Origin of the sequence: Pseudomonas sp. S4_EA_1b (assembly GCF_016307435.1) — a bacterium.
Taxonomy (GTDB): Bacteria; Pseudomonadota; Gammaproteobacteria; order Pseudomonadales; family Pseudomonadaceae; genus Aquipseudomonas; species Aquipseudomonas rhodesiae.
In genome coordinates, this window is record NZ_JAEILC010000176.1 from 1 (window position 1) to 10,443 (window position 10,443).

Below are 10,443 nucleotides of genomic sequence, written 5' to 3' on the forward strand. Positions count from 1 at the left end.
CAGGAAGATCTGCGCCAGCAGCACCGGCACGCCCACCAACGCGGTAACCAGAAACGTCATGCGCCAGCCCATCAGGCCGCTCAGCCAGGTCCCGACGGGCACGCCGAGCACGGTGGCCAGGGTTACGCCGACCATGATGATCGAAGTCGCCTGCGCCACGCCGACACCTTTGGGCGCCAGGCGTCCGCTCAGCGCAATGGCCGTGGCCCAGAAGCCGCCGATGCTGATGCCCAGTAACACACGGCCGAACAGCAACAAGCTGAAGTCGCTGGCATAGGCCACGACGGCGTTGGCGATGATCATGATCAGCGTCAGGCCGATCAGCAGATAGCGCCGGTCCATCGCGCCGATACTCACCGACAGCAACGGCGCTGCCAGCGCGGCCATGATGCCGGGCAGCGTCACCATCAGCCCGGCGTGGCCGGCGCTGATGCCTAAGTCGCTGGCGACGTCATTGAGCACCCCCACCGGCAGAAATTCGCTGGTAACCAGGGCGAAGGCGCCCACGGCGACCGACAGAATCGCCAACCACTGTTGTTTGACGCTTTGCTGATTATGTTCGGGAAGGCCACGAGGGGCCTGGCTGGCGCTTGGCATAAGTTGGGTTCCGGGAGAGGGCCGACTGAAGTCAGTCGACGGGGACGCGGGGAGGAAAGTGGAGGCGATTATAGGAAGCCGGTCTGGCGATTAAACAGGTCGGTGGTTCGATAGTGATCATCACTGCAATTAATGCGCGCTGCTCAACGAAGCGCTTTAAAGCGATAACGCGTAAATGTTTCGCAAACATCAAGGCGGAACGTACGCAGTTGCTGCTCCACTACAAAGGGACGCTTCGAAAGAAGCGGTTTGTATTTTTCCCGTCAATACAGTGAGTCCCAACACATGACTACGGTTAACAGCACGCCAACGACATCCTCTACCTCCCAGGCCAGTTACGTCACTCCAGGGGTTGACGACTCGACGGCCGCGTCGCGGCTCTTCGACGATCTTAATTCCTCTGTTGCGCTAGAGGGGGGGCTGTACGAGACCGCCAAGCAATCGGCCATCCATGGTTCTATTTTGAACAACTTCAATCCCCTGCCCACGCTTGAACAAATGCGTCTTCAAATCAGTGATTCTGATTGGAACTCAGTGGCAAACGTCCCCAGTGCTCGCCTGGGCGCGCTGCTCCATACGCCTTTGGGCAAGGAGCTGGGCAAAAAACTGGGAGAAAAGCTCAAGAGCCAGCTTGGCGGTGATCAATCTCCGACGAGTTTTGACCTCACGGCGGCGGGGGCCTTCAGTCTGTTGGAGAAAGGCAGCTCCTCCGAAGCGTCAGCCAACCCCACAAGCCCCACTCATTTTGCGGGCATTCAACTGAAGCCATTTGCTTCTAGCACCCCGCAAGAGGTATTCGACAACTTGGCCAGTAATCTCGTGCGCAAGGGCCTCGTCTCGCAAGCGTTGGCGCCTGCCGCGGCGTATTTGGTTTTGTGGAAAACCATGCCCGAATACCTCATTAGAGACATGCCTGCCAACTTCGATTTCAACTCCGCTGAAGGGATGAAGTTCACCGCCCAGGTACGCAAGATGGAGGCCGATGCGCCGGTGTCTGGCATTCAGCGTACGTATCAAGAAATTGAGGACCTGATGTATCCCGAGCGCGCAGAAACCCGGCGAGCCCAGACGGTGATTTAACTTCGCCGGGGATAGGTTTTCTGAGATAACGCTGGCATGGCCCTGAATTATCCAATAGGTTCTGGCTTTATTGTCCTGCGCCATCAACTCCTTCGGAATTCGCCCCATGCTTCTGCGTTCCAGCCTGTTATGCCTGTGCTTGTTCAGCGGTCTGTCTCAGGCCGCTGTCGACTGCTCCGCCCTGGCGGAAAAAATCTCCGGCACGGCGCCTGAATTTCATCCTGCGGTGCAGGGCAAGGTTATCGGCACCGGGCGCGCGCATTTTCATACCGCGCCGGATGAGGCTTGTGCCAACAAGAAGCTGTTCGTGATCCCCGGTGACGGCCTGACGGTCTACGCCATGCTGGAAGACCAGACCTGGGTGCAAGTGAATTTCGTGGCCAAGGATGGCGAGGACTACACCGGTTGGCTCAAGGCCGACCGGGTTGAGATTGGGGAGGCGTACGGCGCGCCGTCGGACGAGGTGGAGTGATCGGCGCCATGGAGGGCGCGAGCAGTCTGTCCAGGTAACCGCGAGGAGCTGTGCAATGGTGAACGACTGGAAGGGCCAGGTCGCGCTGGTGAGTGGCGCTGGCAGTGAGCAGGGGATTGGCCTGGCAATTGCGCGGCGGCTGGGAGCGGCGGGGGCAAAGCTGATCATCACCGGCAGCAGTGCCCGCATCCACGAGCGCGTCGCGCAATTGAGCGAGGAGGGTTACGAGGTGCAAGGGCGTGCGGCGGACCTCACCCAAGCCGATCAGGTCGCGCAATTGGTGGCGTGGGCTGAGTCGTGCTGGGGTCGAATCGATGTGCTGGTGAACAACGCGGGCATGGCGATGCAGGGCGACGCCGAAGCTTTCGCTGAGGTGGCCAGCATGAGCCTCGATGCTTGGAATGCGTCAATCGCGCGCAACCTGACCACGGCGTTTCTGCTGACTCGCGCGGTCCTGCCGGGGATGCAGCAGCGTCGTTACGGGCGCATTGTACAGGTCAGCTCCACCACCGGCACCCGGGTCAGCAACCCTGGCGAGGCGGCATATGCGGCGGCCAAAGCCGGCATGGTAGGGATGAACATGAGCCTGGCGTTGGAAGTTGCGCCCTTTGGCATCACCGTGAACTCGGTGGCGCCGGGGTGGATCGCGACGCAGTCCAGCACTGCCGGAGAAATCGTCGCCGCTCAGTATGTGCCCGTGGGGCGTGCCGGCAGGCCGGATGAGGTCGCGGCAGCGGTGGTGTTTCTGGCGTCGCCAGAGGCCAGCTACATCACCGGCGAACTGCTGGTGATCGACGGCGGCAACTGCCTGTCGGAGAACAAAGGCCCGCGTTGAGGTTCAGGCAAATGCCGCCACCATAAACGCCTCAAGCCCTTGCTCCTCAAGGATCTCGATGGAGAAGTGCCCGAAACGCTTGGGCAGCCAGATGATGCGCGTGCCCGCCGGCGATTGCAGGTCCTCCAGGGCCAACGGTAGGCCGTTTTCGTCCTCGGGCTGCACACCCTTGGCGACCAGTTCGGCGTAAGCCACCTCGATGTCCGGCGTGGTGTAGCAATGCCGGTAAATCATGCCCTCACCGTGAGTGTCCAACAGCACCCGCAGGTTACCGGCCAACGGTTGCACCAGCATAAAACGCTCCTGGCCCATCAGCGCTACCGCATAGCGCACATGCAGGCCGCCGCGTTCCCAGACCTGGGTCGTGGAGATGCGCGCATTAAGAATGTTGGCGTAATAAGCGCACGCCTCGTCGAGGTCCTCGACCAAGATATCGACGTGACTGAATTTCAGATCCATTGCTGGCCATCCGGCGAAAGAGGGAAGCCCACGACAGTAGCCGATTTGCGTGCCCCAAAACACCTTGTGCCAATTCTAGGATTCAGCCCCCGGCGGATGACCGAAATACGCCTTATAGGCATGGTTGAAGTTGGCAGGGTTGGCGTAGCCCAGGCGGTGGGCAATCTGCGCGACGTGCCATTTGCGCTGGCGCAGTAGGGTGCGCGCCAGTTCCAGGCGTTGTTGGCGCACGTAATTGAGCATCGACTGGCCGTACACGCGGCTGAAGGCGCGTCTCAGGGTGGTTTCGCCCACGCCCAGTTCCCGTGCCAGCGCCAGCGTACCGGGCGGGTTCATCAGGTTGGTATCGAGCTTGAAGCGTGCCTCGTGTGCCAGGTCCGAATGGCTGCGCAGCGGGGCCATGGGCTTGGCTGGCTGCGGCGCCAGATGCGTCGCCAACTCGACCAGCACGGCCAGGCTCAGGCTTTCCTGATTCAGCCGCTCCAACGCCCCTTGGTAGGGCGAGTGATAAAGGCGCTCGAACAAACGCCCGACGGCGCGACAGCCATGCAACTCTGAAAAGTGCATGCCAGCGTCGAGCAGCCTGGCCAGTGGTTGCAGTGACGGGTCTTCTTCGGCCAATTCGCGTAGATAGTCGCCGCCGATGCGCAGCCCCGCCATGCGCGCACGGCTGCCGGCAGGCATCTGGTCCATCGCTTCCATGCTTTCGCTCAAGCCCAGCACATGGGGCGCGCCGGGGGTGTATTGATTGAGCCGACCGTCCACCCGATGCTGCCATTGCCCACCCAGCACCTGCACGATGCACACGCTGTCGGGCAGCACTTTGTGGATGCGCAACGGCTCGGGAAACTGCAAGTCGCAGTCGAAATATTGCACATGTGGCCGCACCGTCTGCGCGCGGTAATGGCCGATCGCGCTGCCCATGACCTGCCGTGCGCTGTCATCGAATACACCGGCCTGGTCCAGGGCCTCCGGGTGATCGAAGCAGAAGTGGGTGTCCAAGTAGGGGTTGCGGCGGTCCATTGGCAAAAGCGTCCGTTAGAGCTGGTGGGCAGCGTTGCATGATATCGACATCGGGCAGGCCGATCAGTTGTTGTGAGTCACGGCCTTATTGTTGTGCGCCACGGCCGGCCCGCTTGGCAGGCGGCCAAGCGTTGATTTCAATGGTCGGCTTTGAACTGTCGAGGAAGCCGCAAATGTTGATGTATCGCAAGTGGGCAGCGCTGCTGGGCTTGGTTCTGGCCGTGATCGCGGGGCTCGCCCATGCTGACAACCGCCCGGAAGTCGCGGAAAAAGTGCTGGCCTATGCCGGTGAAGGCGGCGTGAAAGTCTGGACCCTGCGTATCGGTGCGCGCAGCGACAATCAGGCGCTGGTGCAGCTAGAGGGCGTGGACCATGACTGGAACATGAAGATCCAGAAGATGGCCGTGGAAAAGACCAGCAAGGACACCCGCTATTCCACCACCGTGGACGGTCAGAAGTTCGTGGTGCTGGTGCTGCAACAAGGTTGGGGCGAACTGTACTTGCCCGGCGAGTCGCAGACGCTGAACGTCGGTTATGACGAGTTCCTGTCCAGCCAAGGCAATGCACAGGCATTTTTGACCGATTATTTGCAGGCCAACTGAGCCATGGGCCGATTCGCGCGGTGGTCGTGGCCGCTGACGATGTTGCTGCTGCCGCTGGTATTGATGGGCTGGGCCAGTGTGCAAAGCGGGCGTGTCGATGACGTGCTGCGCGAAGCACAGAGTGTCGGCAGTGACTATGCCTGGCTGCGCGTGCGTCAGGTGCTGGCTGGGTTGGCCTACTGGCTGGCCCTCGCCGCATTCGTGGCCGGGCCCGCGACGTGGCTCAAGCTGCGGCTGGATGCCTGGCGCGCGCTGAAGTCCAGGGATTTTCTCTACCACCGCCTGTTTCTCTGCTGGCGTGCCTTGGGGCATTGGCTGGCGGCGTACACCGCGCTATTGGTGGGGGCATTGGCCTTGAGCCTGTTGTATGAACTGAGCTGGGGCTGGAGCCACTTCAAGGCCGGTGGCTGGTTCATGCTGCTGGTGGCGGTGCCGGTGGTTGCCGTGCTGTGGGCCGGATGCTTGCTAATCGGGCGTCTGCGCCAGCAATGGCATGCCCTGGATAGCCCGTCCTCGGCGTTTCTGGGGCAAAGCATCGGGCGCGACAAGGCTCCGGCCTTGTGGGCGTGGATTGAACAACTGGCCACCGCCACCGGCGCGCCGGTGCCCGACCATATCGTGGTGGGCATCGACCAATCGTTTTTCGTCACCAGCGTCGATGTGCTCTTGCAACCGGCCGGCGACTCGCTCAGCGGGCGCACCCTTTACCTGCCGCTGACCTACCTCTCGACCCTGAGCCAGGCCGAGACGGCATCCATCATCGGTCATGAGCTGGGCCATTTCAGCAGTCGCGACACCGAGCGCGGCAGCGAAATCGGCGCGCATTTCAGCCTGATGTGCCTGCACTGTGCGTTTATCCGCGCTGAAGATGCCGACCCGGCCTGGATCGAGCGTCCGGCGATCTGGATGACGCAGCGTTTCCTGCACCACTTTCAACTGGCGGTGCATCACTGGGGCCGCGCTCAAGAACTGGTCGCGGATCGGGTGGGCGGCAACATCGGTGGCGAGCGGCTGTTTTGCCAAGCGCTGTTACGGGTGATCGCGCTGGACGCTGAAATCAACACGCTGCTCAGCGAGCGTCACCCCAACCTGATCCAGGCATTGGCCGACCATCTGCGCCATACCCCGCTGCGCCTGAACGAGGCAGCACTGGATCACGCCATCGCCCACCCTTTCGATACGCACCCGCCCACGGCATTACGCCTTCAGCAACTGGGCGTCACGCTGGATGAAGCCCTGCTGGCCGAGGCCACCCGTGTGCCCACCGAACACGACCGACACTGGTTCAGCCAACTCACCCGTACGGCGTCGTCGGCTGCCACACAGCCCGTATCACCGCCGATATCAACCGTCCAAGGAGAATGACCATGACCCAACCCACCGATCCGCTGGCGGATCTCGCCGGTGCACTCAGCCAGGAATATGCCGACTCCCGCGACGCTCAACGCAAGCGTGCGGTCGCCGAACTTGAGCAGGTTATCCAGCGCGTACCCGAGCAGACCGAATTCACCAACTCGCGCCGGTACAAGGTGCGCGGCCCACTGTTTTTACTGATTTCCCTGGCGCTGCTGGGGTTCGCGCTGCACCGGGGCTCCACCGGCCTTGGCGTGTGTGCCGCAGTGATGGCCGTGGTGTTCGTGCTGCTCACCTGGCAGCACCGCAACGCCGGGCAACACGCCTTTATGCGCCTGACCCGCCGCCAGCTGTTTGTGGACACCCTGAGCGCGCCGGTAGATCTGGTGGACATTGTCGACGTCTCCATCAGTGAGGAAGGCTGGCTGACGGTGCAGAAACTGATTTTGCGTGCCGATGCGCCCCTGCCTGTCCATCGCTCCGCGCGACAGCTGTTCGGCAACCAGGCCCTGGCCCTGAAAAAGCCCCAGCCGCAGATCCGCATCCAGTCCGCCGGCCTGATGCAGGGCGGCCGCACCCTGGACTGCGACCAGATCGCAGAGATCCTCAACGCCTATTGCCAGGCCGCCCATGCGCAACGTCACCTCGATGCGTTGCGCCAGGAAGCCCAGCGGGCTTGATCGGTCCGCTAGCGCAGCGGCACATACACATCGGTCTGCCATTGATCCTGCGGCGTCTCGGGGTAGACGCTCAGGTAATGGAAGAACAGCGGGTGGTCGCGAAGCTCCTCGCCGCTGGCAGGCAGCCAATCGCGGTAAATCGGATAAATCGTTTCGCCGATATGATCCGGCGAGCCCACATGCCGCACCACCACGCAGCGCCCGGCAGGAATGACGCGCGCATGCACGCCAAACCCATTCGGCGCCACCGCCTCGTCAATCTCGCCACAGATAGCAAAGCGAAACGCCTCGGGCGCAGTGGTATCGGGGTTGTTATAGGGAATGCCAAACGTGCGGCTCGACGCCACCGGCGACTGGCCGCTCTGCTTGCGCCATTGGATAAATCGGCTGGTCGTCTGGTTGACCAGCCCGGCGGGCCCGCAATGCTCAAGCGCGGCCACCTGGGTTTGGGGAAATTCTACGATGCGTGATTGCATGATGATCGTCCTGGAAAAGTGAGGGATAGCGAACACCGCATTCCAGGTCTGCCAGTTCGGCGCCTTCCTGAACGCACTCGGCGCCATACCGAACGCCCGCCGGAACGCCCGGCTAAATGCCTCCGGGCTATCGAAACCGGCACTGAGCGCGGCCTCCAGCACCGAATAATCGGCAGCGTTTGCCAGGCTATGGGCCGCACGACGCAGGCGCATCAGTTGCACATAACGCGACACCGGCACGCCGACGAACGCGGTGAACTGTCGATGGAAGTGAAACGCCGAAAAATTCGCCAATCGGCTCAACGTATTCACCGACAGGTCGCCTTCGAGGTTGGCCTGGATATAGGCGAGAACGGCGTTGAAGCGCTTGGTGTAGGCGCGTTGGGTCGGCGTCTCGGACACTGGGAGAAACTCCTGGAAGGGCGGTCGGCGATAGAGTCGACTATAGCGGGGCGCGCGTGCCTAGCCGGGTTTGCTCAAGGTGCGATTGGGGTAAGAGTCTCTACACAACCCGTTCAGTGAAAACATAACCTGAGAACATCAGGTCTTTGTGGTGAGCAGGCTTGNNTTCGCAGCCCAGCGCAGGGCCAAAACGCTCACCACAGCGTTATTTGTCGCCTGTGAGAGTGTCGTGTGAATAGCTAAGGCGCGATTGGCGCAATCAAACATCACGCGCCTAGACCTCGTTACAAAAGCGCGTCTTCTCGTCCCAGCTGCGTTCTACCCAACCGGGTTGCCAGTGGATGGTATCGATATGAATCACCGGCAAGCCCGTACGCTGGCCAAGCTTGCGCGCTAACGTACTTTTGCCGGAACCGGGTTGACCGACGATCATCACGCGCTGCATTGGGACTCCTTTTGGGTTGAGCACGTTGAGTGGTTGGTGGGGGATTTTGTGTTAATGGCGGTGTGTGTCAACAAAAGGGAGGTTGGTGTTGTGGGGGGCGTTTGACCAATATATGGCGGTTGGGAAAGGGAGCGTTCGGCCAAAAGCGGAAAGCCGGCGCGGTTCTGGTTCAGACCGATAGTCGAGGCTCACAGCATGCGACTGCATATCTAAAGTCATTCTGGCTTATTGCTTACACCCATATCCCTATTGGCTCCCTCTCGCCGTCCAGTTTACTGGGGGGATTGAAGACCCTCTAAGCCCAGCGGGAGCATGCTCCCTCGCCACAGGGGAACATTAAAGTCATAAGACTTGTATTGGCCACTGGGTAATTGGCATAGTGCTGCCACTCCCAAACTGACCCGGCGCCAAGGACTAGATCAGCCAGAATCTGACGGAAGTTCAGGGCCTTGCCAGGTTGCTTGTTCCAAGGATCTGGACACTTAACCCATGAAAACATACGCAGCGCTGGCCCTTGCGCTCACCACTCTGTGCAGCACCGTCCACGCGGCGAGCTGGCAGATTTGCCGGTTGGACGTACAGATCGTCGACGTCTTGAAACAACCGTACCCACAACTGCATGGGCGGATCCTCAAGGCCGCCCCGACCTCAACCACCACGCAATGTCCCCAGCAAGGCTCGATGGTCACCTTCACCCCGGAAACCACCGATTACCAGAACACCCTCCCGCGTCGGCAATGGCCTCGAAAAGGCCAGTCGGTGCAGATTGACTACCGGTATCTGGATGGCATTTGCAAGGGCGACGGCCACCCGCATCCGTGTCGCATCGACCACTATCCACTCAGGGGACGCTAATCGGGCGTCACTCGCTCACGCAACTTTCGCAGCAACCCATCGCATGGATATGCCCAGCACGCCTTCGCGCGAAATGCGTGGCGCTGTAGCATCATGAATTCTGCCAGCAAACCAGCCCTAAGGACGATTGATGGCTATTAACTTTGAACCCAAGATAGGGCAGATCTTGGAGCGTAATTATGGCGGCTACCAGTACGATGAGAACGCCATGGCTATCATTAGAGGGACTCAAGCGCACTAGCTGCCTATCAGCCATTCCAGCTCGGCCTTTCCAATTAGAAAGTCAGTTATCGGCCAGAAGGGGCCTTTGATAGACAGTAGTTGATGACGAAATTATCACTGTGGCTCTAATTCTGACCATAAACCTTTGCAGCCCATGCCGGCCATTAATGTCCCGAAGTCTTCAAAGTTACAGACATTCACCTCAAACGGGCTCGCCCACGTTGCCTCACATTCGTCGCACACCCACAGTAAAAGTTGTGTAGAGCAGACCCGCATTGCTCGAACGTCACCTTGCCCGCATCTTTGGCATTTAATCAGCATGAAAATAATCTCTGACAGGACCCCGGCGTAGTCTAATCAGATCGGTCGACTGTCGTCCGCGGCGATAGGCAGAGATTGTCCAAAAGCAGAAATCTAAAATGTCCCCACTAGAGTGGGGACTATTCAGTTGAGTGCCTGATGGTCGGCACGCTCTCAATCACCCTGGCGTCGTTCCGAGCGCGTACGCCGGCACTCTGGTCTCGGTGCTATTGCACACCTCGGCGAAAGCCGTGAATATCTTGAGGGGCGTCGTGACAAGCCTGTGGCTGTTGAGCTGCGCTGCCTTCGACTCATGGTGGAAATAAAAAATAGAGCATTCAGGGAATGGAATATCCTTCATTTGAAAACGAGCCAAAGAAAAAAGCATTCTGGGCGGCGCCGTGCCTGATTTTGGTAGTGGGCTGGATTGTTTATATGCTTTGGGCTAGTCGCATTGGGACTCGAACCGTTTTAATGGCGTCGATTCCTGAGTGGACCACCTATATAGTCGTTAGCTGTTTGGTTGGACTCGTTTTTGCCGGACGAGCAATTTACTATCGCCCTGGCGGAAGAGATTTGAAGCGAGTTGCCGACTCTTTTGTGGGGGGCGTTTGTCTGGGTCTTGTATTGTCTTTAGATTGC

General features: G+C 60.1%; 11 protein-coding genes and 2 pseudogenes. 8 read left to right on the forward strand and 5 right to left on the reverse strand.

Annotated elements, in window-relative coordinates:
* The coding region (locus YA0848_RS34895) for an MFS transporter (RefSeq protein WP_198731572.1) at nt 1–597 on the reverse strand (597 nt) is incomplete at its 3' end.
* A 285-nt stretch (nt 598–882) separates the two neighbouring features.
* Between YA0848_RS34895 and YA0848_RS34900 the strand changes: the two genes are divergently transcribed.
* The 3 genes from YA0848_RS34900 (at nt 883) to YA0848_RS34910 (ending at nt 2,984) form a co-directional block, all read left to right on the forward strand.
* Nucleotides 883–1,677: a hypothetical protein gene (locus YA0848_RS34900; protein WP_034114591.1), complete on the forward strand. Its 795-nt coding sequence runs from the start codon at nt 883–885 to the stop codon at nt 1,675–1,677.
* Nucleotides 1,678–1,783: 106 nt separating this feature from the next.
* On the forward strand, nt 1,784–2,149 hold the full coding sequence (locus YA0848_RS34905) for a hypothetical protein (RefSeq protein WP_034136833.1): 366 nt from the start codon (nt 1,784–1,786) through the stop codon (nt 2,147–2,149).
* Between the two features lie 55 nt (nt 2,150–2,204).
* Nucleotides 2,205–2,984, forward strand: coding sequence for an SDR family NAD(P)-dependent oxidoreductase (locus tag YA0848_RS34910; RefSeq protein WP_169902364.1), 780 nt, complete (start codon nt 2,205–2,207; stop codon nt 2,982–2,984).
* A 3-nt stretch (nt 2,985–2,987) separates the two neighbouring features.
* Here YA0848_RS34910 and YA0848_RS34915 read toward each other — a convergent pair whose 3' ends face one another.
* Nucleotides 2,988–3,443 (reverse strand): VOC family protein, encoded by a 456-nt coding sequence (locus YA0848_RS34915; RefSeq protein ID WP_169902363.1) that lies wholly within the window; start codon nt 3,441–3,443, stop codon nt 2,988–2,990.
* A gap of 75 nt (nt 3,444–3,518) precedes the next feature.
* Nucleotides 3,519–4,466 carry a helix-turn-helix transcriptional regulator gene (locus tag YA0848_RS34920; protein WP_034099238.1) on the reverse strand — a complete coding sequence of 316 codons (948 nt, stop codon included), beginning with the start codon at nt 4,464–4,466 and terminating at the stop codon, nt 3,519–3,521.
* A gap of 173 nt (nt 4,467–4,639) precedes the next feature.
* Between YA0848_RS34920 and YA0848_RS34925 the strand changes: the two genes are divergently transcribed.
* The 3 genes from YA0848_RS34925 to YA0848_RS34935 are packed head-to-tail and all read left to right on the forward strand — an operon-like array spanning nt 4,640 to nt 7,101.
* Nucleotides 4,640–5,068, forward strand: a complete 429-nt coding sequence (locus tag YA0848_RS34925; RefSeq protein ID WP_034114580.1) for a hypothetical protein — start codon at nt 4,640–4,642, stop codon at nt 5,066–5,068.
* 3 nt (nt 5,069–5,071) lie between these two features.
* The gene (locus YA0848_RS34930) at nt 5,072–6,433 is read left to right on the forward strand and encodes a M48 family metallopeptidase (protein ID WP_232925256.1); all 1,362 of its coding nucleotides are present in this window, start codon (nt 5,072–5,074) and stop codon (nt 6,431–6,433) included.
* Nucleotides 6,434–6,435: 2 nt separating this feature from the next.
* Complete coding sequence (locus tag YA0848_RS34935) at nt 6,436–7,101, forward strand: hypothetical protein (RefSeq protein WP_169902362.1); 666 nt, start codon at nt 6,436–6,438, stop codon at nt 7,099–7,101.
* 8 nt (nt 7,102–7,109) lie between these two features.
* On the opposite strand, the gene YA0848_RS34940 is transcribed toward YA0848_RS34935, so the two are convergent.
* Both YA0848_RS34940 and YA0848_RS34945 read right to left on the reverse strand, forming a co-directional pair.
* A complete protein-coding gene (locus tag YA0848_RS34940) occupies nt 7,110–7,979 on the reverse strand; it encodes an AraC family transcriptional regulator (protein WP_169902361.1) in 870 nt (289 codons plus the stop codon).
* A 277-nt stretch (nt 7,980–8,256) separates the two neighbouring features.
* Nucleotides 8,257–8,424: pseudogene (locus YA0848_RS34945) on the reverse strand (AAA family ATPase); the annotation flags it as partial.
* 489 nt (nt 8,425–8,913) lie between these two features.
* Between YA0848_RS34945 and YA0848_RS34950 the strand changes: the two are divergent.
* Together YA0848_RS34950 and YA0848_RS36290 are read left to right on the forward strand one after the other, a co-directional pair.
* The gene (locus YA0848_RS34950) at nt 8,914–9,279 is read left to right on the forward strand and encodes a hypothetical protein (protein WP_169902360.1); all 366 of its coding nucleotides are present in this window, start codon (nt 8,914–8,916) and stop codon (nt 9,277–9,279) included.
* Nucleotides 9,280–10,146: 867 nt separating this feature from the next.
* Nucleotides 10,147–10,443, forward strand: a pseudogene (locus YA0848_RS36290) (hypothetical protein); the annotation flags it as partial.

Bases quoted from the DNA above. Each gene is read 5' to 3' on its own strand.
- YA0848_RS34950 (WP_169902360.1), top strand. From the start codon at position 8,914: ATGAAAACATACGCAGCGCTGGCCCTTGCGCTCACCACTCTGTGCAGC.
- YA0848_RS34910 (WP_169902364.1), top strand. From the start codon at position 2,205: ATGGTGAACGACTGGAAGGGCCAGGTCGCGCTGGTGAGTGGCGCTGGC.
- YA0848_RS34905 (WP_034136833.1), top strand. From the start codon at position 1,784: ATGCTTCTGCGTTCCAGCCTGTTATGCCTGTGCTTGTTCAGCGGTCTG.
- YA0848_RS34925 (WP_034114580.1), top strand. From the start codon at position 4,640: ATGTTGATGTATCGCAAGTGGGCAGCGCTGCTGGGCTTGGTTCTGGCC.
- YA0848_RS34920 (WP_034099238.1), bottom strand. From the start codon at position 4,466: ATGGACCGCCGCAACCCCTACTTGGACACCCACTTCTGCTTCGATCAC.
- YA0848_RS34900 (WP_034114591.1), top strand. From the start codon at position 883: ATGACTACGGTTAACAGCACGCCAACGACATCCTCTACCTCCCAGGCC.
- YA0848_RS34935 (WP_169902362.1), top strand. From the start codon at position 6,436: ATGACCCAACCCACCGATCCGCTGGCGGATCTCGCCGGTGCACTCAGC.
- YA0848_RS34915 (WP_169902363.1), bottom strand. From the start codon at position 3,443: ATGGATCTGAAATTCAGTCACGTCGATATCTTGGTCGAGGACCTCGAC.
- YA0848_RS34930 (WP_232925256.1), top strand. From the start codon at position 5,072: ATGGGCCGATTCGCGCGGTGGTCGTGGCCGCTGACGATGTTGCTGCTG.